Annotated in this window: 17 protein-coding genes, 1 tRNA gene and 1 pseudogene; all 19 read right to left on the bottom strand. The window is 62.8% G+C overall.

The window, feature by feature from the left end:
• Positions 1-17: 17 nt before the first annotated feature.
• The 19 genes and pseudogenes from I6F37_RS06220 to I6F37_RS06135 all read right to left on the bottom strand — a co-directional run bounded on the left by I6F37_RS06220 (position 18) and on the right by I6F37_RS06135 (position 25,818).
• The gene (locus I6F37_RS06220; RefSeq protein WP_225150625.1) at positions 18-8,336 is read right to left on the bottom strand and encodes a peroxidase family protein; all 8,319 of its coding nucleotides are present in this window, start codon (positions 8,334-8,336) and stop codon (positions 18-20) included.
• 502 nt (positions 8,337-8,838) lie between these two features.
• Positions 8,839-9,123: a hypothetical protein gene (locus I6F37_RS06215; RefSeq protein WP_225150623.1), complete on the bottom strand. Its 285-nt coding sequence runs from the start codon at positions 9,121-9,123 to the stop codon at positions 8,839-8,841.
• A gap of 44 nt (positions 9,124-9,167) precedes the next feature.
• Entirely contained in the window at positions 9,168-9,833 is a 666-nt protein-coding gene (locus I6F37_RS06210) for a response regulator transcription factor (protein ID WP_225150622.1), read from the bottom strand.
• A 1,179-nt stretch (positions 9,834-11,012) separates the two neighbouring features.
• Positions 11,013-11,354: a GntR family transcriptional regulator gene (locus I6F37_RS06205; protein WP_225150620.1), complete on the bottom strand. Its 342-nt coding sequence runs from the start codon at positions 11,352-11,354 to the stop codon at positions 11,013-11,015.
• Complete coding sequence (locus I6F37_RS06200) at positions 11,345-11,641, bottom strand: GMC oxidoreductase (protein ID WP_368736762.1); 297 nt, start codon at positions 11,639-11,641, stop codon at positions 11,345-11,347. Before I6F37_RS06200 ends, I6F37_RS06205 begins: the two co-directional genes overlap by 10 nt.
• Positions 11,642-11,853: 212 nt before the next feature.
• Positions 11,854-11,976, bottom strand: a pseudogene (locus I6F37_RS45875) (integrase arm-type DNA-binding domain-containing protein); the annotation flags it as partial.
• A gap of 1,304 nt (positions 11,977-13,280) precedes the next feature.
• The gene (locus tag I6F37_RS06195) at positions 13,281-14,273 is read right to left on the bottom strand and encodes a hypothetical protein (protein WP_225150618.1); all 993 of its coding nucleotides are present in this window, start codon (positions 14,271-14,273) and stop codon (positions 13,281-13,283) included.
• 12 nt (positions 14,274-14,285) lie between these two features.
• Positions 14,286-15,254 carry an Arm DNA-binding domain-containing protein gene (locus tag I6F37_RS06190; protein WP_225150616.1) on the bottom strand — a complete coding sequence of 323 codons (969 nt, stop codon included), beginning with the start codon at positions 15,252-15,254 and terminating at the stop codon, positions 14,286-14,288.
• A 165-nt stretch (positions 15,255-15,419) separates the two neighbouring features.
• Positions 15,420-15,506: transfer RNA gene (locus I6F37_RS06185), tRNA-Ser, on the bottom strand.
• Between the two features lie 119 nt (positions 15,507-15,625).
• Complete coding sequence (locus I6F37_RS06180; protein ID WP_036012306.1) at positions 15,626-15,970, bottom strand: hypothetical protein; 345 nt, start codon at positions 15,968-15,970, stop codon at positions 15,626-15,628.
• Positions 15,971-16,092: 122 nt separating this feature from the next.
• Positions 16,093-16,416: a hypothetical protein gene (locus I6F37_RS06175; RefSeq protein WP_036028057.1), complete on the bottom strand. Its 324-nt coding sequence runs from the start codon at positions 16,414-16,416 to the stop codon at positions 16,093-16,095.
• Between the two features lie 316 nt (positions 16,417-16,732).
• Positions 16,733-17,182, bottom strand: a complete 450-nt coding sequence (locus I6F37_RS06170) for a hypothetical protein (RefSeq protein ID WP_225112899.1) — start codon at positions 17,180-17,182, stop codon at positions 16,733-16,735.
• Between the two features lie 258 nt (positions 17,183-17,440).
• Positions 17,441-19,291, bottom strand: a complete 1,851-nt coding sequence (gene ilvD, locus I6F37_RS06165) for a dihydroxy-acid dehydratase (RefSeq protein WP_109143722.1) — start codon at positions 19,289-19,291, stop codon at positions 17,441-17,443.
• A 287-nt stretch (positions 19,292-19,578) separates the two neighbouring features.
• Positions 19,579-20,442 (bottom strand): ABC transporter permease, encoded by an 864-nt coding sequence (locus I6F37_RS06160; protein WP_225150614.1) that lies wholly within the window; start codon positions 20,440-20,442, stop codon positions 19,579-19,581.
• Positions 20,439-21,368: an ABC transporter permease gene (locus tag I6F37_RS06155; protein WP_225112902.1), complete on the bottom strand. Its 930-nt coding sequence runs from the start codon at positions 21,366-21,368 to the stop codon at positions 20,439-20,441. The genes I6F37_RS06160 and I6F37_RS06155 overlap by 4 nt, the downstream gene beginning before the upstream one ends.
• Positions 21,368-22,354 (bottom strand): ABC transporter ATP-binding protein, encoded by a 987-nt coding sequence (locus I6F37_RS06150; RefSeq protein ID WP_225150612.1) that lies wholly within the window; start codon positions 22,352-22,354, stop codon positions 21,368-21,370. The genes I6F37_RS06155 and I6F37_RS06150 overlap by 1 nt, the downstream gene beginning before the upstream one ends.
• Positions 22,351-23,334, bottom strand: a complete 984-nt coding sequence (locus I6F37_RS06145; protein WP_225150610.1) for an ABC transporter ATP-binding protein — start codon at positions 23,332-23,334, stop codon at positions 22,351-22,353. The genes I6F37_RS06150 and I6F37_RS06145 overlap by 4 nt, the downstream gene beginning before the upstream one ends.
• Before the next feature lie 2 nt (positions 23,335-23,336).
• On the bottom strand, positions 23,337-24,974 hold the full coding sequence (locus I6F37_RS06140; protein ID WP_225150608.1) for an ABC transporter substrate-binding protein: 1,638 nt from the start codon (positions 24,972-24,974) through the stop codon (positions 23,337-23,339).
• A 28-nt stretch (positions 24,975-25,002) separates the two neighbouring features.
• Positions 25,003-25,818 (bottom strand): sugar phosphate isomerase/epimerase, encoded by an 816-nt coding sequence (locus I6F37_RS06135; RefSeq protein WP_225150606.1) that lies wholly within the window; start codon positions 25,816-25,818, stop codon positions 25,003-25,005.
• Between the last annotated feature and the right edge of the window lie 308 nt (positions 25,819-26,126).

The raw sequence follows: 26,126 nt of genomic DNA, 5'->3' as shown, positions 1-26,126 counted from the left end.
CCTCCATCGCCCTGGCCCTAGAGATTGAAGTTGGAATTCGTCAGGGTGTGATGACCTTCCAGTTCAATCGTGAACTCGGCAGCGTCGTCGCCGTCGACGTTACCTTGCAGGACAGTGAATTCGCCATCGGCCCGGGTCTCGAAGCGGACGGCCAATTGGCCTGCCGCCGTCTGAGCGGCCCCGCTCACGAGAGTGAAGGCCTGATCAGCTGCCGTACCGGTGTTCGCATCGATGGCGCTCAGATCGATGCGATCGCCGGGCTCGAACCCATGGATCGTGTCGCCATCCGCAGCGAAGGTGGTTTGGAACTTGAAGGTGTCGTTGCCTGCGCCGCCATTCACCACGTTAGCCGCGTTGCTCGCCGTGATGGTGTCGTCGCCGGACCCGGTATTGACGTTCTCGATGCCCCAGATCGTGTCGTTGCCGGTCTGGATGCTCGACACGCTGCCGTTCATCAGAGGGCCGGAGCCCAGGTTGACGTTGACCGCCGCAGTCGACGCCGACATGTCGAGCGTATCGATGCCGCCGCCCCCGGTCCCCTCGTCTCCGAAGTATGTGTCGTCGCCGTCACCGATCTCCGCAATGATGAGATCATTCCCGGCGCCGCCGAAGACGGTATCGTCGCCCGCGCCGGCCGTGATCATGTCATTGCCCTCGTCTCCGAAGAGGCGATCTGCTCCGGCATCGCCGTAGACGATGTCGGCGTCAGCACCGGCGAATACGTGGTCGTCGCCTGCTCCGGCAAAGATCACGTCCCTCCCCGCCCCGCCGTTAGCGAAGTCTGCATCCTCGCCGAGAGCGATCGCGTCGGCCCCGGCATCGCCTATGGCGATGTCACTTCCAGCGAATGCAACGATGTTGTCGTCGCCCGACGTCCCGATCAGCATGTCCGACTGCGCCGTCCCGGTGCGAACCACGCCGTCCGCAGCGGTGTGGTCGTCCTCGCTGTCACCCGGCGGGGTCTCGTTGTCATCGCCGCCAGGCTCATCCGCCAGGAACTGCGGCGGGATGACGCCCGTGAAGGTGACGGAATGGGTTCCATTCGAGATCGTCTTGGTGCCGTTTTCATTCTCGACCAGCTCGTACGCCGAAATATCCGATCCATCAGGAAGCTCGATCACGTCCTCGGCCTGCAGGGCGCCGATAATGGTGTCGTTGCCGCCGTTGGAACGGAATACGATGCGATGAGCCGAAGTCAGGGCCGAAATGTCGATCGTGTCGTCACCTTGCTCACCATCGATGGTGATGGTGTTGAGGCGCAGGCTGGTGCCGGAGAAGTCCCCAATCACTTGGATCGTGTCGCCGCCTGCGCTGCCGCTGCCGACGGGTTCCGAGTTGTTGATACGGATCTCCTCGATCTCGCGCAACTCGGCGATGACCGAATTGGCAAAGTCGGTGTTCGCGCCGCGCGTGACGACAATCTCCGTGGCCGGATTGAGGCTGGCCCCGATGTTGCCAGGCAGCGCATCCCAGGCGGCACGGGTGTAGATGCGATAGGTCTCCGCGACGGCGGCGTTGCCCGTGACCACCAAGGTATCGCCCAGAGCACCCTCAGCCCCGCCGTTGACGATATCGCGACCGTCGGAGTTGGTCAGCGACGTCGCGGTCGCGGTGTTGGCGTTCCAGTTGAACGTGTCGTCGCCATCATCGCCATTCACGGTGTCGTTGCCGGTCCCGCCGTTCACGATGTCGTTTCCACCGCCGGCATTGACCGTATCGTTGCCAGCAAGGGCATTGATCGTATCGGCATTGGCCGTGCCGTTCAGCGGGATGTTGTTGCCCGCCGTGCCGGTGATCGTCGAGGCTGGTGTCGTTGCCAGGGTGAAATCGTTGATGTCGATAGAGGCATTGCTAATGCCATTGATTGTGATGGTGCCTTGGACCGGCGAGGCGGCACCGCCCTCCCTGATCGTGAGCACGGTGTTGCCACCGGAGGCGCTCTCGAAGACACGGGTGGCAAAGTTGGCCGCCGTGACGCCAAGACCCGAGAGATCGATCTTGTCCTGGGTGGCCGCGGTGCCCCCGTCTGCATCGAAGCTGCTGATGGTATCGTTGCCGAAGCCGCTTGCGTTGTAGGCGATCGTGTTGAAGCCCGTGCCGACATCGATGAGGTCGTTGCCTTCGCCACCTATGATCACGTCGTTGTTGTCGCCGCCGGACAGGGTATCGTTGCCGGTACCGCCGTCGAGCAGATCGTTGCCGCCGTTCCCCGTCAGGACGTCGACACCGCCGCCTCCGAACAATTGATTGGTAGCGTTGTTTCCGACAATCGTGTTGTCGAGAGCGTTGCCGGTTCCATTTGTCGTATTGCCTCCGACCAGGTTCAGGTTCTCGACATTAGTGCCAAGAGTGTAGCTGATGGACGAATCGACCCGATCGATTCCGCCCGAACCCGCGGCGATCTCATTGACCACGTCGCCGGCATCGTCAACGACGTAGATATCGTTGTCGGCGCCTCCCGCCATGGTGTCGACCCCGGCACCACCATTGAGCGTGTCGGTGCCGATGCCGCCGCTCAGCGTATCGCCATCGTCGCCGCCGTTCAGCGTATCGTTGCCGTCGCCGCCGAGCAGGCTGTCGGCACCGAGCCCGCCGTTCAGCGTGTCGTTGCCCAGGAGTCCACTCAGGGTGTCGGCGAGGTCGCCGCCGGTGATGACGTTGTTGAGATCGTTGCCGGTCCCGACGAACGGATCGGCATCGATGCCCGTGTATGCCAGGTTCTCCACGTTGGCGACCGCTTCGATCGACAACACGGCCATTTCGGTCTCGATCGTGTCGGTGCCCTGGTTCAGGGCTTCGACCACGACGTCTGCGATGTCATCGACGACGTAAGTGTCGTTGCCGTTCAGGCCGACCATCACATCGGCATCGAGCCCGCCGTCGAGAAGGTCGCCATCACCGGCTCCCGAACCGCCGACCAGAAGGTCTTCGCCGGCTCCGCCTTGCAATTCGTTGTCACCGGTGCCGCCGAAGATCAGGTCGTTTCCGCTGCCGCCGATGATCTCGTCATTGGTAAGGTTTTCGCCGGCGATGAAGTTGTTAGCCGTCGATGCCGCGAGGTTGATCGTGCGGCTGAAACCGGTCGGATCGGCACGGTTGACGACGTAATCCTCGAAACCGAGCAGATAGCCATTGTAGGTGGCGCCGGTGAAGTTGATGCTCTCGATGCCCCGCTGCGGATTGCCACCGTCGAAGTGATTGATGGCGGTCACCGTCTGTCCGTTCACGGCGACAACAAGGTCGCCATTGGCAGTGCCAGTGTCATTGTCTGCGGCATTCAGCGTCGTGAGCGCAACCGGCAGGTCCTCTGTGCTGCCCGTCTGGATCACGAGCCGATCGGCCGAACCGCCGTTGTCGAGTTCGGTGATCGTGTCGTTTCCGTCGCCCAGGCGGACGTTGTAGGCGTCATTGCCGAGGCCGCCGTTGAGCGCATCGTTACCGAGGCCGCCGTCGAGCGCATCATTGCCGTCACCACCGTTAAGCGTGTCGGTCCCGTCCCCACCAATCAGGATGTCGTTGCCACCCAGACCGTTGAGCACGTCGTTTCCGCCGAGCCCGACGATCAGGTCGTTCCCGTCGTTGCCCACCGGAGCGCCGGGGTTGGTGCCATTTAGCGCCGGATCGTTGCCCGGCGTTCCCATGATGATGTTAAATGACTCGCCGCCCGCGAACTCGACACGCTCGATGCCGCGCAGCTTGTCGGATCCGTCGCCATCCGCGACGGTGTGTGTCACCTGTATGGTGCCGTCGGCATTGCCGGCGAAGATGTATTCGCTGGCAGCGCCCGAGAACACGGCGGTATCGGTGTCGACGACCGCGTCGCCCGTAGCCAGGATCTCGCGCACGATCACGAGCTGACCCGGATTGTACGTGCTGGCAAACATGGCGGCAGCGAGCGTCGTCATGCTGCTGTGCGAGTCGATTTCAGGGCCGGTTCCGTCCGGGTTTTGACGGACGCTGATCCGGACGTTCAACCACTTGTCGCCATCGATGATGTCATCGCCGGCGCGGCCCGTGATCCTGTCGCTGCCGTCGCCACCGAGGATGATGTCACCCGCGGAGTAGGACGTAACGCCGGTGCCCAAGACGGCGTCGAGGCCGTTGATCAGCGCAAGGCTCTCGGCCGTGACGGTGCTGCCGGTGTAACCTTCCGAACCGCCGAGCGATGACGGCAGACGATCGGCGGCCAGGGTATCGGAGCCGGTGAGGATATCGTTGAACCTCGAGCCCGACACGCCCTCAACCGACTCGTAGGCGTCGAGCGTGCCGTTCACGGGCGGGTTGGGGAACTCATCGAACACGATACCGCGCGTCAGGTCCGCGTCGACGCCGAAGGCGTTGTCCTTATACGTCACCCAGTCCCAGCCCGACATTCCGGCCAGCTTTCCACGGCCGGGACTGCCAACCATGACGTCGTCGCCGCCCTCGGCGATGAACTCGTCGAAACCGCCATCGCCGAGGAACACATCGTGTCCGACGACGCCATCGCGCGCAAAGAGCTCGTCGAAGTTGTCGCCAGGCGCGCCGTCGAAAGTGCCGGTCTCGATCCAGTCGTTGCCCTCATTGCCCAGAAGGCGCTCGGCGTTCTTGTTTCCGTAGATGAAGTCATCGCCTTCACCACCGAACACCTCGCCCCCGGCGTCATTGCCCAAGAAGACAAAGTCCTTGCCGGCACCGCCGAGAACAAGATCCAGCCCCGGTCCCGAGTTGATGACGTCGTTGCCGGCGCCGCCCTTGATGTTGTCGTCGCCGCCGAGATCCTTGATGATGTCGTCGCCGTCCCCGCCATTGTGGACGTCGTTGCCGGCGCCACCCTCAAGGAAGTCGTTGCCGGCATCGCCATGGAGCGTGTCGTCCCCTTCGCTGGCGATAAGGATATCGTTTCCTGCAGTGCCGCCGAGCACGACGTGTTGATCGCCCGTGTATCGTAGGTAGTTGGTATCCGCACCCGGCGTGGCCGGATTGTTGCGGATGACCAACGGAGTGAGGATTCCGCCGCCAACCGGATCGTTGCCGAGATTGTCGGCGCTCTCATCGACTCCAACGGTCAGCGGATCATCCGCCAGGATGCCATCCGCACCGGCCGTCTCACCTAGTCCCGGATTGTATTGCTTGGTTCGGTCGATCTCGAGAATCAGGCCAGGGACCGAGAATACGTCCGAGGGCAGATGGGTGGCGTCCGTGTTGCGCATGATCATGGCGGCGAAGGAGTTCGCCTCCATCTCCCCGAATAGATGCAGGCCGTCGAGCCGCTGCAAGTAGTAGAAGCGGTCGCCGTTCTGAAGCTGCTCCAGCGACACCTCGAAAACGAAGTTGAAGGTTGAACCCAGCATGCCGCCGAACGGCAGGATCTTTTCGGCGAGGCCGCCGATCCAAAGATCGACATTTTCCAGGCCCCCCAGGGCGTTGCCGGCCCCGTAGGCACCGATGCCGTTGAGGAAGTCCTCGGCATCCGCGGGAACCAACAGGCCGCCGACCGATTGCCCAGTGATGATGGTCAGCGCGGCGTCACGCTTGCCCTCGATGGTCGTCTGGCCGGTGATCAGCGCGTGGTTTCCGTACGCCGCGATGAAGTTGATGATCGACGCCTCGTGCTTGAGGTTGGCAGCGAACTCAACCCAGCTCTCGTAGGGCTTGAGCTCGGCCGCGCTGTTGGTCACCTCGTAGAACTCGCGCCGCGCGGCGTTGAGCGACGGCACGCCGGTATCGCGGCCACGCGCCAGATTGATGGTGGCGAGATCGAGCGGCAGGCCGAGCAGGTTGTTGCGCAACGCACTGGTCACGAACTCGTCGATCTCGTTGCCGACCTGCCGGGTCATACCCCGGATGATCGCGCCGGCCGCGACTTCGTCGGTGACGCCGTGCGCGGTACCGCCGACTTCGTCGAACTCGAATGGATTAAGGAAGCCCTCGATAAGGCCAATATGGCCGGCGTTGAACGACGGATCGAACCGGTCAATCGTCTCGGTCAGCATCGAGTGACCGAAGCGATAGACGACGTGAGCGAACTCGGCGACGATCGACGGATTGATCGTGACATCGTAGCCGTCGGGAACAACAAACGGGTTGATCTGGGGCTGAACCTTGCGCGCGAATTCCTCGAACACGAGATGCTGGTACTGCATCTCGGTGCCGAACTTGGCGGCTTGGAACAGGCGTTCCCCGTTCCATTCCAAGTCGCTGACGCCGTCACCGATCACGGCACCTGGCACCAGCCATTCCTGGATAAACGCGTTGTCGCCGGTGGCCAGAATGACCGCCTTGGTGTGTTCCACCAAGCGGTTGTGCTCGGCGTGGAAAACATGGTGGACCGCGGTCAGGCCGATGTTCTCGTTCACACGGCCGTCGCCCGCGATGAAATGCGCGTCGAGCAGCTCGTTGTCATATGCGCCGGGATCTGCGGGTTGGTTGCCTGGATTGCCGAGCCCGATCTCGATGTCGCCATCCGCCAAGCCGGTCGGAACTGCATCGTGAGCGATGTCAGCGAGGAAAGCGTGACCAATGCGGATGGCACCGGCAATGCCAACAGGAGCTTCCGGTGTCCCGGAAATCGTCACATCGTCGGCAGTGTTCGGGATGCCATCGGGGCCGATCCCGATGATGACCTGCGGTGTGCCATTCGCTCCGGGGATGAAGTTGCCGTATTGGTCGGTTCTCAGCAGGGGCACGTTGCCGACGTCGGAGTCGGTCAGGATGATCCCCAGCATGTCCCGGGCCTGAGCCTTAAGCTCGCCCCAGGTCGCCATGCCTCCGTTGGCGCCTTCGATCAGCCTGCCCGTTGCGACCGGCTCGCCATCTCCGTTCAGCACGTATTGCCGCAGGAATACCTGATGCGAAGAATGGGAGGTGTAGGTCTGATTTTGGTCGACAAACGACGTCGTCGTGTTGATCGGTCTGACATCGTCGGCCGTGCCCATGATGCCATCGGCTCCGGGCGTAACGGTCGCGCGCGTCAGCACCATGAAGTTGGTGTGGCTGCCCGGGACATACAGCGGATCGTCGGGTTGCAGGGGAATGTAGACAGTACCGCTGCCGCCCTTCCCCACCAGGTCGAGGCCGTGGTCGAAAAACTGGCCGAACAGAGTGAACCACGAGTTGAACGATGCTGACAGGCCGCCGTCCGGCGCGATGTTGGGCAGGCTGATGTTCTCGCCATCGAATTCGATGCCGAGATCAGCCAGGGTTGTTGCCAGCCCTGCGATAGCCGCCGCTGCCGCGGCGTCTGCCGCATCGCTGGCGTCTTCAGCTGTCGCCTCGTTCGCCACTGCCGTCGCTAGCGCGTCGTTGGCGGCTGTCAGAGCGGCAAGAGCTTCCGCGACCGCGTCGGGATCAACCAACGCGGTCAGATCGGCCGTGAGACTCTCGGCAGGCGCAACATTTTCATCCGCCAACGTCGCCGCAGCAGCGATCGCTGCAAGATGCGGTCCTGCAGACTGGCCTTCCACCAGCGCTTCCCGAATCGCCGCCAACTGCGTGTGCAACGCCAGCGCGTTCGTCTGGACGGCCTGCGCGTCGGCGAATTCGACATGGCCCACAGATAGCCCAGTCACCACGGCGGCGGCAGCGTTGGAAGCCGCGAGCGCCGCTGCGACCGCTGCCTGGACCGAGGCGATGTCTGCAGCGCTGATGTTGCCACCGACGAGCAGCGCAATCGCGGCCGCTTCTGTCGCAGAATCCGCGGCCGCTGCCGCATCGTCGGACGCGGCGGCCAACGCTGCAACAGCCGCGCCATTGTTTGCAAGGGCAGCGTCATAGGCGGCCTGCGCCGCAACCTGATTTGCCGTTGCCGCCCCGACGGCTGCCTCGGCGGCAAGCTCCGCAGCCTGTGCCGCGGTAGCCGCAGCGGTTGTCGTGATGATCAGCTCGGCTGCGTTCTGAACAATCACCAGGTCCGCAAACGGATCTGCCGAACCGGCCCGCTCAAGCGCCGTCACGATCGCCGCTGGATTGTTCAGCGTCTGGTCGACGATGAGGTTCGAGATCGTACGGATGCTGCCGTCGACGACAAAGGAATTCGGATCGTTGGAGGGTGCGTAAGTCGACTGGGTCGGCACCGGAGGCATTCCTCCCGGACCGTCGAAGTCCAACGGCGTACCGCTCGCCGGCCGAAAGTCCGTCCCGAGCCCTTCGGGGAATTGAATGTCAGCAGCGCCCCACCGCTCCTGCCCCGGCAGCAGATTGTTGTAGGTGCCGTCGACCGTACGAAGACCCAAAGAGAGGTTGTAAGCCGGCACAAGCCCACCAACGCCAAACAGCGGCTGACCGCTCGCGTGCGCCTCAGAAATCTTGATCTGCTCCAGGATGAATTCCAGATCGCTCTTGATGTAGGAAACCATGACGCGCTCCCGTTGTTGGGCACAGACCCCGCCCAAAGGAGTGAGGTGTCCTAAAGGCGCATCCGTGAACTCTGGAGCAACTTTGAGGCTTGGAGGCCGTGTGCGGAATGGAGGAAGGTCCGACGGTATTTCAGACAAAGGTCGGAGTGATCTTCAGACCTTGGTCCGAAAAGAGAGCTGGCGCCGCATCATGTCATGAAGGCGTTTACAGCCTTCATCGTCACAGGTCGTTTCTGCGCAACGCCTTGGCGGAGGACTGGTCGCGCAAAGGTGGACATATGCTGCGGATCAGCAAGACTGTCCCGAGTAAAGCTTGGACGAGCATTCCCGCAAACTCGGGGTATCTTGTGGGTGGATGGAAAGTCGAGCGCTTTCGAGCGCATGGCTACTCTGTCGTACAAGATCCTTGAAGCCGGATCTTCGAACGCGGTAACCGCCCCGGGCACCCTAGCCATGGGGCAAGCTCTCAGCCGTTACCAACTGCAGAGTCGCTGGCTCCTCACTAGGACCCCATCGGCTTTGAATTGGTGCGGCTCAATGAGCCTGCTGCCAAATTCTTGGCCATGCTCGACGCAAAGAGCGCACTGACGGATCTTCTCGACGCTTCTTCGTTCTGTCCCGTGAACAGCATCCATGCATGAACCAACATGGATTGTGCGAGGACCTGATCGGAGACACCCTTGTTTCGCGCTTGCGTTTTGGCGAGTTGGATGAACTCACGGGCCCAGAACAAATGCTCTCTCGATGAGCCATTTCGATTGGTTGATTCGTGTTCTTGCTTGATCATCGGGGTCATTCCTAAGTTGATCGTCAGTACTGACGTGGTTGTTCTCAATTGAGAGTGTGCGCGCCGAAGTTGGAATCTTGCATTTTCTGAGCGGCGACAACAACCTCCAGCCGATTGCGAGCGTTCATCTTTTGCATGAGGATCGTCATATAATGTTTCACCGTTTTATCACTCAGTTTAAGGCGCGCTGCGATTTCCTTATTCGTATTGCCGCGGACCAAGAGCTTGACGATCTGCTCTTCACGGATGGTAAGGTTGATGATCGCTGCAGCCTTGCGCCGAAGCGTTTCATCCCGTAACCCCGCGATGACTTGGCTGGCAAAGCTCCGGGTGATGTAGTTTTCACCCCGTGCAACGGCTTCGATGGCTTCGATCAGCTCGCAGGACTGAGCTGCCTTCAAGACGAATCCAACAGCGCCTGCGTCGAGCGCTCGAATCGCAGTTGCAACCCCGACCACTCCTGTAAAGGCCACAACTTTCACGGTAGGCACGCTGCTGACGACGCTGGTGATGGCCTCGAAAGCATTGCCTGGCATACCGACTTCAACAATCAAAATGTCAGGTTTGCAGTCAGTCGCGAGCTGCAGAATATCGGGGACGGCCGATCCGGTTCCCAGCAGCTCCAAATCGGCGTTGCGGCCAATGACGCTGACAATCGCTTCTAGTGTAATCGGATGATGATCAACGATGGCCACCGAAATGCGATGCATTAACCGCTCCATTTAATATCGAGATAAAATGATTTAAACCAGACGAGAGATAAATGATTTTAAAACGGTTGTAAACGGTCGGTTGTGGACACCTTCAATTGCTTCTCCCTTTCCCAAGGATGCATTAGTCGCCTCATCTCGCAAGTGCGTAAAGACGCGAAAGCGTGCCCTGCCACGACGGGGCAACCGCGGCGGCGGATCTTTGCAAAAATGCCGGTCCGCTGGTGCAATGCTGAGATTGCTTCGGACTTGAGACGTCCCAAGGCCACCTTGGGCCAGATTGGTCACCAAAATCTTACGTGCCGACCCCTTGCGGGTTTTCTCGGGCAATGTTTACGATGCAACCTATTCTAGAAATTTCTTCTGGAGCTACTCCTTGGCAAGCAGCATTGAATCGATCGTTTCGGCCTATGTGCGTCTCAAAAACCGGCAAGCTCTAGAGAATATGCGAGACCTTCGGCATCAGTTGATTGAACGGCTACAGTCCACATCAGATATTGATCCGACGGACTCTCGGGATGCTTTACTTGAGGACCTCCGAGTAATTGAGATTGGACTAGAGCAACTCCGGTTCACGCAGTAGCGAGAAGCCCTCCAGTGTCTTAGTTTGATTTTTGGAGGTGTCCTACCTTGCTGTATGGAATAAGTGTTCACTTCGATGCTTACTGGGGCTTCAACGAGCAAAGTGGCCCGGAAGCGCGTGCACGTCGCGTTTGCGAGCATGGTTATCTCCAGAACAGCGCGCGCAATTTGTACTAATGGCTTTTTTGATGTTACTGGCTCTCAAACGGGCCGACGGTACCGAATTCATCAAGGCACCATGGGCAATGTTTTGGAGCTTGACGACAGAATGGAGCCTAAGATCGGGTGGTGCTTCCTCCCGGACCGAGCCTTGGCAATTGGCGATGTGATGCTCGCCCAGAAGATCGCGCTCGAAACTGACGAAGCCGCAGTTCTCGCGATCGCCAAGCCGTTTTCTCGGAGCCTGCGGTCTGTGCCCCAAGCGGCGCGGCGCGCTCACTAGAGCTGATCATGGGTGGGACCGTCGCTTGTGACGGGGGCCCCTTGCGGCGAAGGCCCCGCTACGCGAAACCAGGAGACTTCGCGACTGCATCCAGCATCGGCGCTGGGCGCAATCGGCGCGAGAACGTCCGTCATTCGTGTTACTTGGCCCGCCGTCTAACTACCTTTGCTTTGCGGATCGGCCGCGTGAGACCATTTCCTCAACGGTTCGCAGCACCTTAGCGAATGCGGACCGCAAGTGCTGCGCGTGTGCCGGATCCTGCCGCACGGTCCCGTGACAAGGGTGCCGCGGCCCTGCTGCGCCTCGATCACGCCGTCGCGGGCGAGCAGCTTCACCGCCTGCCTGATCGTGACGCGCGACACAGCGAACTCGGCCGCCAGCTCCTCGTTGGCCGGCAGGCGAAATCCCTGAGTCCAGACGCCGCGCGCGATACGCTGCCGGAAGATGTCGGCAATCTGCGCGTATTTGGGGACGTGACAGTCGGAACTCAATTCCATCTCGTCCTCCCGAATCCAGGCCACGCCGTCACGCCTTGACCAGCGCGGCGCCGCGTTCGCCGATCATCAGGCTGGTCGCATTGGTGTTGGCTGAGGTGATCTGGGGCATCACCAAGGCGTCGATCACGCAGCCGCTCGACGCCGCGCACACGCAGCTGCGGATCGAGCACGGCCTGCGGGTCCCGGCCCATGCGACAAGTCCCGACGCAATGAAATACCGTGCCTCGCGTGTTACGTGCAAAGTCCCACAGCCCGGTATCATCCCTGGCCGCCTCGCCCGGCACCATCTCATCCCAGACCCGGCGGCACTGCTACGAACTGGGAGGGTGGAGTGACCAGCGACCTTGCGGTCGCCAAACGCCGGGAAAGCATATGCCTTCAGCGTATTGATCCATTGATCGCTGTGCTTGCCGTTCTTCCAGGCTTTGGCGTGCTCCTTGTGGACGGTCTCGGCGGCCGCCTCGAATGTCGACACCACCAGCCGGGCCCTGCGCTTTTCGGCGAGCGGATCGCCGTCGTTGCGGGCGATCTTGCGATACTTCTCTGCCTGCTCGCGCGCATCGGAAAGCGACACCAGCTTCAGCCCGCCGAGGCCAATGTCGCAGCGCTTGCCGCGCACCATCGTGCGCAGCACGCATTTTCTTGTGGTTCGCAACCCTTACTACGGCCCATGCAACGGTCATCGCCGCGACGGTGTAGTTTTTACCGCCGCTTTGCAGTCCCTCGCCGCCGATCCTTCCTTCAAGTCGCGACGTAGGAAAAGGATCTCACGAACGACGGGAAAAATGCATTACCAAAAGACGCTTGTGCGCAGATGTGTAAGAATAGTCGTGCCCTCCCCGTCGGCCGCGTCAGCTCTTCGGGCTGAACATGCCGCCCGCCGCCTTCATCGCGGCTTCGCCGAGCGTCTTGGTTTGATCAGTCAGCATACGCATCTGGTCCTGGAAGAAACGGACTGCAACTTGAGAGCAACGCCATGCCGAGCCGCGTCACCGGATCCAGCGCGAAGGCGACCGAAACGCTTCGGCTGCTTCCGGAGCATGCGCGCGGCGATGATGCCGCCCGTGGAGTGCGTCGACCGAGTGCGGGGCGCCCCCGGCGGGCTGCCCGGGCCAGATCCGAAAGACGCGATAATCATCGACCAGCGCCGCGATTCCCTTGGCCTTCAATCGGACACGCTGTCTCTGCGGGATTGTAGACTGCGAGATTTGACCACCCCGGCGCGGGCTGAGGAATGGTGTCGCGCCCCGTGGCCTTCAGCACCTCGGCGACGTAGGCATCGATGACGAGCCTGCGGCCCCTTTCGCTTCGGTCTTTGAACGCATTACTCCGGTCAACGGAAGCAAAGGCGCGCAGCAGACGCAGCAGACGCTCGACGAACTGAACGAACGATCGTCAGCGCGTTCGACAACCAATAAAGGGGCGAACGTAACAGTCCGGTTGGCGCAAGTTCTGTCGCGCGTTCTTCGCCCTCATCTCAGATCCTACAATCCCGGGGCAGCGCGGTCGCCTTAGAAGAGCGCCAGAGGCTCATGACAACGTAGCTAAACTCTCGTCCGTGTTCGACATGGCGCTGCGGTTAACGAGGAGAAATCTGATTGTTCAACTCGGGGCCGAGCCTAGCGAGTGTATGCGAAAGTAGCTTTACGACACGGATCTGACCCTTCGCGCCGATGGCCGTCAAAGGGCCCGCTTTCTGGCCTTCAGCAGCCGTCCGCGCATGAAGTCAAAGCAGTTGCAAGCTAGGATTGTTTCACGATAAGCTATCGACCTGCAAACATTCTCGTGACGCCATCATCATTTATGGGGGGCTAGATGTCTGCACTTTCTTTGCGGATTGCCGCTGTCATCGCGGTCCTGATCCTAGCTACTCACGTTCAAGCTCAGAGTTTCGACGGCGCGGCCCAGATCGAGCAGGTCGACGCCTCACATTGGAAATTGCTTGCTCCCCTTACCGAGGTTCACAAGCGCAGCATGGCCGCAGTTGGGGCAGATCACGCCCTTCTTCCGATCCAGTACCGCAAACGGAAATTCAGTCGGCGCAACGTAGAGCGGCGCATCTGGCGCCATACGTGCAGCGTCCTCCTCGACGTGGAATGACCTATCGCAATTCTCGCAGGTATGTTCCCAATGCTTTACAGTGAGCGTCTTCACCGCCATCACTGGGCTACCCATGATCGGCGTGCGGTGGCCGCACCCCGTGACCTGACATGGCCCGTGCTTGGCCCAGAGAGTGTAGATGATTTCCGGGCCTTCATATTGATAGTTTTTACGTTCTTCGCGAGGAATGGAGAGTGGATCAAAGTCTGGAGGCATCGTCTTCTTGGTTGGCAGATGCGTCCACGTTCCCTTTTCGCCATTCGGACCATCGCAGAAGTAGTACGGAATGATCTGCGGCTTGACCTCGGCCTCAACTTCGGAAAGAAGCGCCTTCACTTCATCAAGATCAACGTCAGCAAGCTCTTGCTTGACCACGAACCACGCCACAGGGTTAAGGTCGTTGCCAACCATCTGCATCCCAAGGCGGGAGCCTTCCACCAATGTGGTACCGCCACCCATAAAGATGTCCGCCACTTTGAGGTGCTTGAACGCACCGCGCTTCTGGTGGTTGGCGTAGTAGTTGTCCCACACCAACTTGGCCGCGTGCGACGGATCTTCCGGCGCTTTGGTGGCTGCCGCGATCAGCATTGAACGAAACACGCTGGAACGGCGGCGAGCCCACCATTTGGACATCTGGTAGATGGGTTTACCCGCGTTACCTTCGATAATCGCGACCTGATTAATCGACAGGATTGGGAAATCCACCTCCAGACACGACTTGGGCCGGTTCGGATCGTTGAAATCAACGGTTTCCAGCGCGGCGGTCCTACCTGCGTCGACCGCTTTGGCGACCTCTTTTGCTAGTCCATTCTTTGCCATCAGCCAGCATCCTTACTTGGTCAATTCGAGGAAGGGCGACAGCACTTCAAGCAGCGATAGACCACCATGTGTGAGCGTTGGATAACCGCCCCGGTTACGCCATTTCCTGCGACCCACGGCCAACAAATACGCGCCGTGCGGGCTGCTGATCGACAATGCGACAGGAGGCACGAAGGGGCCGGTGTCTCCGGTGCCGGGCTTGCTGCGTCCGCTAGAAAATGTCTGCTTGAGGAACTGGCCAACCTCGCCATCCGCATCAGGGAAGTATCCCGTGGCGGCGTAGCCGTGATCGGACGTAATGACCAGCCGCCGTCCGGTGGCCAAGCGTTCCACAAAGGACCAAAAATCGTCACTGGAAAGTTGCTCCGCCACGTCCTTCGTCAGCGCTTCCAGCCCCTGACCTGCACCAGAGCCGTCGTGCAGCTTGGCATCTGGCCAATGGTGCCAGAAGATTTGGTTCGGCATGCTGCCGATCAGGGCTTCGCAGTCCTTCCAAGGCAAATCCACTGTTTCGGTCCAACCGGATTGCAGCTTGTGTGCAAGGCCGCCGCCGTTGTTCTGCAGCTTGCTGCGGCTACCAAAGCCGAGCGCGCGAGCGAATTCACCGGTTTCGCCGGGCAGTTCGGAGGCGTTGGCGCTGACCTCGTGCAGTGTGAAGCCGCGCGTCTTCGCGCCCTGCAACAACCACGGCAGTTCGCGCAAGGAAAGTCCATCGAGGATCAGCACCGCCTTAGCGCTGAAGGGCTCAGCCCACCACCTCAGCAAACGATCCGACGTACGCTCGACGCTGCCGCCGAAGGCTAGCGACACCTCTTTGAACGAGCCGAGGCCGTGCCAACGCTCTTTGCCGTCTTTCCAATATCGATACGACCAACTTTTCGACGTTGGTCCTGCGACGATCAAGTAGAGGCCGCCGCCGTCGGCATACTTGCCGGGCTCCGTGAGGCGCTCTACGTCGAGTGGTTTGAGCCGTCCAGCCATTTGTTCCTCCGAGAGAAGCGTCCTCCGAACCCACGGTCCTCAGCTACGGTCAGTGAGCCGACTAGGAAGAACACCGACGAACTGCGAAGTACAGTGTTTCGGCCTAAGTCGCTGAATTTGCTGTGGAGTTCGAACGACCACGAACAGTGGCGAACAATATACGGGCGGAAGGGGTGGGATTCGAACCCACGGTACCCTTGCGGGCACGCCGGTTTTCAAGACCGGTGCCTTAAACCACTCGGCCACCCTTCCAGTCCCGGGAATGGGTGTCGCTTAACGTAGTCGACCGCGCAAGGCAACGCCAAGTTGGCGCAAGTGCTCAAACCTTTGCCGGCCGGAGGGCGGCGCGTTCCTTTTCCTGCACAACCTGTCTAGCTCTTCGGGCAATCAACCAGGACGGCACTCCGGATGTACTTGGTCCTCTGCCGGTCGCTGACGTTGCGCCCGAATTGAGGGCTGTAGTTCAAGTCGTAGCGGCACCCTGCCTGCATTGCCTTGTAGATCGCGCCCCGTTCGATCACGTAACTCCCTTGTGGGAGCGTCTTGAGGCGGACCTGTGTGATGGTCTGCTCCTGGCCGTGGTCCGGGCCGAGATAGGTAACGCGATCGGTCGAGCCGACCGACCAGACCACCGCAACTGCGCACATCAGTGAAACGGCGAAAGCAGCGACCAGCCCGAGTTGCGGTCGCTCGACGGAGTCCAGAAACGAGCTCATGCCGTTTCGTGTCGTTCCGGGCCTTGCGGTTCAAAGGCTCCCTCACCTTTGCGTCGCGCAACAGAAAGCGCGGCGCCCCGCGAAGAGCGCCGTCCTGAAATTCTTTGTTGTTTGCGTCTAGCTCAGTAGCCGCAGGACGCGCAGTTCATCTGCACCGGGGCGTAATAGGAATAACCCGGCGAGACCATCTCGACGCGCTGCCGGGTGGCGTATTGCGGCGGGATGCGCTCGTACTGGACGCTGGGCGGCGCGACCATCACGGTCTGCGGCACCATCACGGTGCGGTACTGCGCCGGCGTGCGGTGCGCGACCACGGAGCCGGGCGAGACCATCACGGTCTCGTCGACGGTGCGGTATTGCGGCGGCACATATTGTTGCTGGTAGCAGGTCGTGCACGGCGGCGGCGTGTAGCAATTGTAGCAGCCGGCGGAGGCCGCGCCCGTCATGGAAATGGCGGCGACGGCCGTTGAGAAAACGACAGCGAGAGTACGAGACATTGCGGTGGTGCCCCAGTTGCCCGAAACGGATCTGCGAAGGTCGCGGGAGTATACGGCGCAAAACCTTGCCTTGCCGAACTTCGTCGAGGCATCCTTAATGCGAACGATCGATCGCGGCGGAGCGGTAAGAACTCATTGACCACGCGCATTAACGCGCGGGATGTTTTGCGCGGGGGTGCGCATGACAGCGAGTCCGCGATCGGACATCGCCGCGGCACTCGTTCGAGCATAATTTGCAGTTCATCCTCGTTTCATGTTCGAGCTTTCAACGCCTCGCTGCTCTTTCCAGAAACTCCAACAGCGAGGGATCGGTCTCCTCGAGTTCGACGAAGCGACGGCGCAGCTCATCGGCGATTTCAGCGGTGGCATCGCGCGACCATCCCTCCGCGGTATTGAAGGCCACGATACGTGCGGGATGGAGATATTGCCCTTCGGCGAGATGTCTGAGCAGGGTCGCGCGATTGGCGTCCTCCTCGGCCGTCTCGCACCAAGCCCGGCCCAGGCGGCGGCCGAAATCATCGAGCACAAGATAGACGTCCCGGTCTGTCGTGATTTGCGGCACGAGTGATGGAGAATGACTCATGGCTAACTCCGCTATTGGCAATCCGAACCTTTGCGGGCGAACCTCGATACGGCGACCGCCTCGGCTGAATTCGGAAAAATGGATTTCGACGATTTTTCTTAGGATGGCACGATTAAATAAAAATAAAAACAAAATTAATAAAAATTAAATAGCAAAATGTGGACAATGCACTAAGTTGATGATGCCTGGCGGGCGAGCCCGCACGTCGGGTGCCCACTGAGCAAACGGCTCCCGCTCCCACCCCAACCAGCCCCACGCCCTAGGGAGGCGGGGGCCGTTCTTTCCCGATCTCCGTTCCGGCTACTTCCTGCAACGGCGCATCCGGGTGGTCGCACGGAGCCGCGAGGCGTTCCGAAGATCGCCGATCCAGGCCAGTGGCGCCGATGCCGCCTACTTCGGACGCCGCTTGACCTCGCGCACCGCACCGCGCGCGGCACTGGTGGTGAGCGCGGCGTAAGCCTGCAGCGCGGTCGAGACGTTGCGCTTGCGGCCTTGCGCCTGCCAGGCGGCATCGCCCTTCGCCTCCTCCGCGGCGCGGCGCTTGGCGAGCTCCTCGTCGGAGACCTCGAGGCTGATGCTGCGGTTCGGGATGTCGATGGCGATGATGTCGCCCGTCCGCACCAGACCGATATTGCCGCCTTCGGCGGCCTCCGGCGACAGATGGCCGATCGACAGGCCGGAGGAGCCGCCGGAGAAGCGGCCGTCGGTGACGAGCGCACAGGCTTTGCCGAGGCCCATCGATTTCAGATAGCTGGTCGGATACAGCATCTCCTGCATGCCGGGGCCGCCGCGAGGGCCTTCATAGATGATGACCACGACCTCGCCGGCGACGACCTTGCCGCCCAGGATGCCTTCGACCGCCGCGTCCTGGCTTTCGAACACGCGCGCTGGGCCGGAGAATTTCAGGATCGAGGCATCGACGCCGGCGGTCTTCACGATGCAGCCGTCCTGCGCGAGATTGCCGTAGAGCACGGCGAGACCGCCGTCCTTGCTGAAGGCGTGCGCGAGATCGCGCACGACGCCCTTCTCGCGGTCGGCGTCGAGCTCGTCGTAGCGGCGCTCCTGGCTGAAGGCGACTTGCGTGGGGATGCCGCCGGGCGAAGCGCGATAGAAGGTCCGGACCGTCTCACTCTTGGTGCGCTTGATGTCCCAGCGCTCCAGCGCCTCGTTCATGGTCGGCGCGTGCACGGTCGTAACAGAGGTGTCGATCAGCCCGGCGCGGTCGAGCTCGCCGAGGATGCCCATGATGCCGCCGGCACGGTGCACGTCCTCGACATGCACGTCGGCGACGGAAGGCGCGACCTTGCAGAGCACGGGCACGCGGCGCGACAGACGGTCGATGTCCTTCATGGTGAAGGCGACCTGCCCCTCATGGGCGGCAGCCAAGAGATGCAGCACGGTGTTGGTCGAGCCGCCCATCGCGATATCGAGCGTCATCGCGTTTTCGAACGCCTTGAAATTCGCGATGTTGCGCGGCAGCACGGAGGCATCGTCCTGCTCGTAATAACGGCGGACCAGATCGACGATGGTGTGGCCGGCCTCGACGAACAGGCGCTTGCGGTCGGCATGGGTTGCGACCACCGAGCCGTTGCCGGGCAGCGCGAGGCCGAGCGCCTCGGTGAGGCAGTTCATGGAATTGGCGGTGAACATGCCCGAGCAGGAGCCGCAGGTCGGGCACGCCGAGCGCTCGATCACCTTGACGTCCTCGTCGCTGACCTTGCTATCGGCGGCGGCCACCATGGCGTCGATGAGGTCGACCGCCTTGGTCTTGCCGGCCAGCTTGACCTTGCCGGCCTCCATCGGCCCGCCCGAGACGAACACGGCGGGGATGTTGAGCCTGAGCGCGGCCATCAGCATGCCGGGCGTGATCTTGTCGCAATTGGAGATGCAGACGAGGCCGTCGGCGCAATGCGCGTTGGCCATGTACTCGACGCTGTCGGCGATCAGCTCGCGCGACGGCAGGCTGTAGAGCATGCCGTCATGGCCCATGGCGATGCCGTCATCGACCGCGATGGTGTTGAACTCTTTCGCCACGCCGCCGGCCTGCTCGATCTCGCGCGCCACGAGCTGGCCGAGGTCCTTCAGATGCACGTGGCCGGGCACGAATTGGGTGAAGGAGTTGACCACCGCGATGATCGGCTTGCCGAAATCGGCGTCCTTCATGCCCGTCGCGCGCCAGAGGCCGCGGGCGCCCGCCATGTTGCGGCCGTGGGTGGTGGTGCGGGAGCGATAGGCTGGCATGGCGGTTTCCGTCCTCGGGTTTGCGTCGGCCGGGGCGGGAAAATGTGGAGCCACCTCAGGCCTTTCCGGCCGGATAGCGCACGGACCCGGCGGGCGCAACGGGAACTTGGGTTGGACAGGGCTCCCCTGCTCCCGGCGCGGGGGGCTCGTCGCTCACTCTCTGTCATTCCGGGGCGATGCGCAGCATCGAACCCGGAATCCATCGGGCGGCAGCACCCGCAGGACAATGGATTCCGGGTTCGCGCCTTTCGGCGCGCCCCGGAATGACGGCGGGGGCGTCGGAGCCCCTATTGCAGCGTCGGATCGAGCCGGTCGCGCAGCCAGTCGCCGATCACAGAGACCGCCAGGGTGGTGACCACGATGGTCGTCGCCGGCGCCAGCATGATCCAGGGGGCCCGGGTCAGATATTCCCGGCCGTAGCCGACCATGTTGCCGAGGCTGGTCATCGGCGGCTGCACGCCGAGGCCGAGGAAGGACAGGCCTGACTCCATCAGGATCACCTCGGGGAACACGAGCGTGGTCGAGACGATCAAGGTCGAGGCGATGTTGGGCAGGATGTGCCGGAGGTAGATCCGCGACGGCGTCGCCCCTAGCTGGCGGACGGCAGCGGCGTAGCCCTGCGCATTGGCGGATATGGCAAGGCCCCGCGCGATGCGGGCGTAGCGCTCCCAGCCGAACAGGCCCATCAGCCCGACCAAGAGCGGCAACGAGTTGCCGAAGAAGGCCAGCACGGCCAGCGCCATGATCAGGAAGGGCATGCTGGCCTGGAAGTCGGTCAGCATCAGCACGAGTTGCTCGACGAACCCACGAAAATGCGCGGCGAGGAAGCCGAGGGTGGTCCCGACCACGGCCGAGATTGCGGTCGCGCCGAACGCGATCAGGAGCGAGATGCGGATCGAGACGAGCAGCCGCGACAGCACGTCCCGGCCAAGCTCGTCGGTGCCAAGCCAGTGCGCGGCATTGCCGGGCGCAGCAAGCCGGTTGCGCAGGTCGAGCTGCGTGAAGCCGTAAGGCGCGATCTTCTCCGCAAAGGCCGCGATCAGCAGCATCGCGACGATCCAGGTGATCGCCAGCGCGACCGAGACCGGAATGGCCGGCAGGCTGAAGCGGCGTGAAAACGCCTTGCTATCCTTCAGGGTCGCGTCGGTCATGCATGGGCTCCCTTGCTGCGCAGGCGCGGGTCGAGGAAGCCGTAAAGGAAGTCGACGATCAGATTGGACGTCACCATGGTCATCGCAACCAGCAGCAGGATGCATTGCACGACGGCGAGATCGCGGTTGGCAACCGCAACGACGAGAAGCCGCCCTACTCCCGGCCAGGCGAACACGCTCTCGACCACGACCGCGCCTGCGATCAGCGTGCCCACCATGAAGCCGAGGATAGTCACGGTCGGGATCGCTGCATTCGGCAGCGCATGCGAGGTCACCACCTTGCGCCACGGCACGCCTTTTGCGGATGCGGTGCGGATATAGGGCTGGCCCAGCACCTCCAGCATGGCGCTGCGGGTGAAGCGCGCCAGCACCGCCGCGCCGCCGAGGCTGAGCGTTGCGATCGGCAGGATGGCGTGGCGCCAGCTGTCCTGCCCGCCCGAAGGGAGCCAGCCAAGCTGCACGGCGAAGATCAGCACCAGCAGCAGCGCCAGCACGAAGCTCGGGACGGTAAAGCCGGCGACCGCCGTCATCATCACGGCGCGGTCGATTCCCGAGCCGCGATGCAGCGCGGCGTAGATGCCGGCGGGAATGCCGAGCGCCACCTTGAAGAAGAACGCCGGCAGGGTCAGCGCCAGCGTTGCCGGGATGCGTTCCAGCACCAGCTCGATCGCGGGCCGGCCGTCGCGCATGGAGCGGCCGAGCTCGCCCTTGGCGATGGCGCCGAAATAATCGAAATATTGAGCCCAGATCGGGTCATCGAGGCCCCAAGCCTTGCGGAATGCCGCGAGCACCTCCGGCGGCGCCTCCGGTCCCAGGATCATCAGTGCGGGATCGCCTGACAGCCGCAACACGATGAAGGCGAAGGTCACGACGAGCACGATCGTGAGCGCGGCGCGTCCGATCCGAATGGCGAAATAACGTCCCATCACGCGGCGTCCCGTGTCGCAGCGCCGGCGACGAGATGGCAGGCGACCTGCCTGTCGCCGCCGACAGCGGACAGCGCCGGCACCTCGCGCGCGCAGCGCGCGATGGCGCGCGGGCAGCGCGGATGGAAGGCGCAGCCCGTGGGGCGCGCGGCCGGGTTCGGCGGGTCGCCTGCTAGCACGATGCGGCCCGCGCTGCGGCGGCCCGGCGCGGGCGAGGCCGAGACCAGCGCCTGGGTATAGGGATGCTCGGGTCGCGCAAACAGATCATCGGCGCTGCCGATCTCGACGATGCGGCCGAGATACATCACAGCGACGACGTTGCTGATCTGCCTGACGACGCGCAGATCGTGGCTGATGAAGAGCAGCGTCAGCGACAGCTGGGCCTGGAGATCGCAGAGCAGATTCACCACCTGCGCCTGGATCGAGACGTCGAGCGCGCTGACCGGCTCGTCGCAGACCAGGAAATCCGGCTTGGTGGCCAGCGCCCGCGCCAGCACGATGCGCTGACGCTGCCCGCCGGAGAGCGCGCCGGGATAGCGCGCACCATGCGCCGGCGTCAGTTCGACGGCGCGCAAGAGCTCGCGGACGCGCTCGTCGCGCATCGCAGGCGTGCCGAGGCCGTGAATGTCGAGCGGCTCGCGAATCTGCGTGGCGACCGGCAGCCGCCGGTCGAGTGCACCGAGCGGATCCTGGAAGATCATCTGCATCCGCGCGCGCTGCGCACGCCACGCCGTTGTCCCAAGCGCGGCCATCGGCTTGCCGTCGAACCGCACCGCGCCGCTGTCAGGCGGCTCGAGGCCGAGCACGATGCGGCCCGTGGTGGACTTGCCCGAACCGGATTCGCCGACGAGACCGAGCGTCTGGCCCCTTGGAATCGTCAGCGACACGCCGTCGACGGCATGCACGGCCGCAGCTCTCCCGAACATTCCGGAGCGCATCGCATAGGTGCGCGAGATCGCGGAGACCTCGACGAGCGGCGGACTCATTCGGCGGCCATCCCGAGCAGCGCGCGGCGCGAGGTCTCGGCACGGACGCAGGCTACGCTGCGATCATCGGCGATCGGCGCGAGGGGCGGCGCCGCAAGGCCGCATGCTTCCGCGACCAGCGCGCAGCGCGGCGCGAAGGCGCACCCCCCGGGCATGTGCGCGGGATCGGGCACCGTGCCCGGAATGGCGGTGAGGCGCCGCCGCGGGCCATCGAGCGGCGGCAACGCGCCGATCAATCCTTGCGCGTAGGGATGCACGGGATCGGCGAACAGCTGGTTGCTCGGCGCCTGCTCGACGATGCGGCCGGCATACATCACCGCGACGCGGTCGCAATTCTCCGCGACGACGCCGAGGTCGTGGCTGATCAGCACCATGGCCATGCCGAGCTCGCGGCGGACCGTGGAGAGCAGCTCCAGGATCTGTGCCTGAATGGTGGCATCGAGCGCAGTGGTCGGCTCGTCCGCGATCAAGAGATCGGGATTCCCGGCCAGCGCCATCGCGATCATGATGCGCTGGACCTGGCCGCCGGAGAATTCGTGCGGATAGGCCTCGAGCCGGCGGCCAGCGTCGGGAATGCCGACGAGATCGAGCAGCCGCCGCGCCTCCGCCTTCACGGCGTTGCCTTGGAGATCGCGATGCAGCGCCAGCGCTTCGCAAAGCTGCCTGCGGATGGTCAGCACCGGGTTGAGCGCGCTCGCCGGATCCTGGAAGATCATGGCGATGCGCCCGCCCCTGACCTGATCGAGCTCGGCGGCCGGCGCGCCGAGAATCTGGCGCCCGTCGAGCCGCACCGAGCCAGAGACTTGCGCATGGCGCGGCAACAGCCCCAGCGCGGCGAGCCAGGTCACCGATTTGCCGGAGCCGGACTCGCCGACGAGGCCGACGGCCTCGCCCTTCTGCAAGGCAATGTCGACGCCGCGCAGGACCGGCACGCCATTGAAGGCGACGCGCAAGTCCTCGATGCTGACCAGCGGCTTCACCTTCAGACCTCGAAATTGCCGGCGCGGAAATCCATCGCGAAGGCGGGCGCTGCCTTCCACTTGATCGATTTCGGCTTGGCCGTGAAGGTCGCGTTCTGGTGCAGCACCGTGTAGGCGGGATCTTCGCGCTCGGCGATCTCCAGCATGCGGCGGAACGCCTTCTTGCGCGCGGCACGGTCGGTCGAGGTCTCCAGGAATTCGGAGAGCGTGTTCAGCTCGGCATTGGTCCATTCGCCGATCTGCTGCTGCTGGCCGTTCGGCCCGTGCTGGGCGACCAGCGACGACACCGGATCGTTGAAGGCGGCCGAGTTCGACCAGTCGCGCACGGCGCGTGCCGGCCCGCGCTCCATGATCTGCGACCAGTTCTCCTTGGTCTCGATCTGCACGTTGAGCCCGACTGATTTCCACATCTCGACCAGGATCTGCGCGGTCGCGACCTGGTTGGTGTAGTAATTGTTGAGCAGGCGGTACGGGATCGGGTCGCCCTTATAATTGGCCTGCTTGAGCAGATCCTGCGCCAGCTTCGGATCATAGGCCGGCACGTTCCAGTCGCCGTTGAACATGTCGCCGTAGAATTCCCATTGCAGACCCTTCGGCACACGGGTGCGGCCGGCCCACAGGCTGTCGACGATCGCCTGGCGATCGATCGCATGGGTGAAGGCGCGCCGCACCAGCGGATTGGCGAGCACGGCGTGGTTCTTGTCGAACACGGTAAGGCGATGATTCTGAATCGTGCCGCCCTGCACTTCGAAGGCGGAATTCTTCTCGATACCGGCAATCTGGTCCGGCGGGATGTCGCAGGCGAACTGGTATTCGCCCGAGAGCAGTCCGTTGATGCGGCTCGCGACCTCAGGCACTTCGAGGAAGCGGATGCGCTTGAGCGGCGGCCGGCCGCCCCAATATTCGTCGTGGGCTTCCAGCGTCAGCGAGACGTCCGGCTTGAGCTCGACGACCCTGTAGGGGCCGGTCGTCACCGGCTTGCGGGCCCAGTCGAGATAGCTCGCCGCCTCTTCCCAGGCGCGGCGGTTCATGATGTCGGAGCCGTAGCGCGACAGCCGGCCTTCGATCGTGACGTCGGGCGTCGCGTTGTAGAAGCGCACCGTGTACTTGTCGACGGCATCGACGCGCACCAGGTCCGGCCAGATGCGGCGGGCGACCGCGGGGACGTCCGGCGGCAGCTCCTTGCCCGGGCGCGGCGTCGGGATCTTCTCGAACGCCTTGATGGTGGAGCGGTTTTTGGCCTCGGTCTCGCCGAACATGCGCTCGCGGCTGAAGGTGAAGACGACGTCTTCCGCCGTGAGCTCGTCGCCATTGTGGAACTTGACGCCCTGGCGCAGCTTCACCTCGACGGTCTGGTCGTCGATGCGGCGCCATTCGGTGGCAAGGCCCGGCACAGCTTCGAGCTTGCCGCGCCAGTTCTTGGAGATCAGGCCTTCCCAGATCGAGGAGAAGAACACGCGCTCGCCGACATTGGACTGCTCGCGCAGCACGTCGAGCACGTTCGCATTCGTGACCTTCTGCACGGCGACCGTCACCGACGGACGGTTGTCGGCTTGCGCGATGGCAAAACGCGGCAGCAGCAAGGTGCTTGCGGCGGCGCCGCCGGATTTCAGGATGGTGCGACGGGTGAGCTTGCTCATGATGTGACCCTGCCCTTTGTGATTGCGGTTATTCGGCGAGACCGAGCGCGGCGAGATGCGCCGCGCCCTTGCGGAAATCGTCGTGGTTGCGGAGTTCGAGGATCAGCCGCGGATTCGACGTCAGCCGTCCTAGCGCGCGGAATACGGCGACCCAGGGAATGTTGCCCTCGCCCGGCGCCCAGTGCCGGTCGGCAAAGCCGTCGGTGTCCTGCAGGTGCACATGCGTCAGCATGTCGCCGGCGGTCTCGACGTAATAGTCGACCGGCGGCGCGCCGGTGGAGATGTGCGCATAATTGGCGTGCCCGGTGTCGAGCGAGACGCGGACCTTGCTGCTTTCCAACGCCTTGGCGAGGCGCACGCGGTCGCGTGGATCCTTGTCCTCGATGTTCTCGATGACGATCTCGCAGCCGATCGTCTCGGCACGCGCAATCACCTCGGCGAGCGTCGCCTTGACTCGCTCGACGATATTGGCGCGGTTGTCGGGATAGAGATCGAGATTGTTGTGGTCCCAGGTCGTGAAGGGCGAGTGGATCACCATCTGCGTCGCGCCGAGGAACTCGGCGGCCTCAAGGCCCTGCAGCAGGCGCTTCGTTACGGCCTGGCGGATCATCGGATCGTGGCTGTCGATCTTGAAGCCCCAGAACGGACCGTGGATGCCGAGCCGGCCGGTGTGCCCGGTGAGCATCTGCTTGATCTCGCTAGCGGTTGCGCGCCAGTCGCTATCGAGCAGATCGGCGCGGAAGAAGTCCTGGATTTCCAGATCGCGCTGCTTTTCGAGAAGCCAGTCACGATGCGCGGGGATCGATTTGATGGACAATGCGGCGCCCAGCACCGGCTTCGACATGGCATGCTCCTTCGTCGTCAGCGATGACGGGAGCAGCGCTAGACCAGTTCAATGACAGGCCCGTGAAATGCGCATTCCGCAGCGTGGACGAGATGTGGACATCCTGCCCGCGCGTGCTGCGGTTCAAGCAAAAGCGATCGCTCCGAGCGATGCCGAATGGGCACATGGCAAGCGCCATCGTGTCCGTAGTGATCCGGAATGGAATCCTAGCCGTCCTTCGCGTACATCGCGGGACATCGATCGGCGGCCACTTCCACGGGCATCACCCTCTGATCGCGCTACATGGGGTTGGGGGACCACATGGGGCG

The organism is Bradyrhizobium sp. NBAIM08, assembly GCF_020193935.1.
GTDB lineage: Bacteria > Pseudomonadota > Alphaproteobacteria > Rhizobiales > Xanthobacteraceae > Bradyrhizobium > Bradyrhizobium yuanmingense.
Note: the sequence above shows the minus strand (reverse complement) of the source record. Positions and strands in the feature narration are given on the sequence as shown.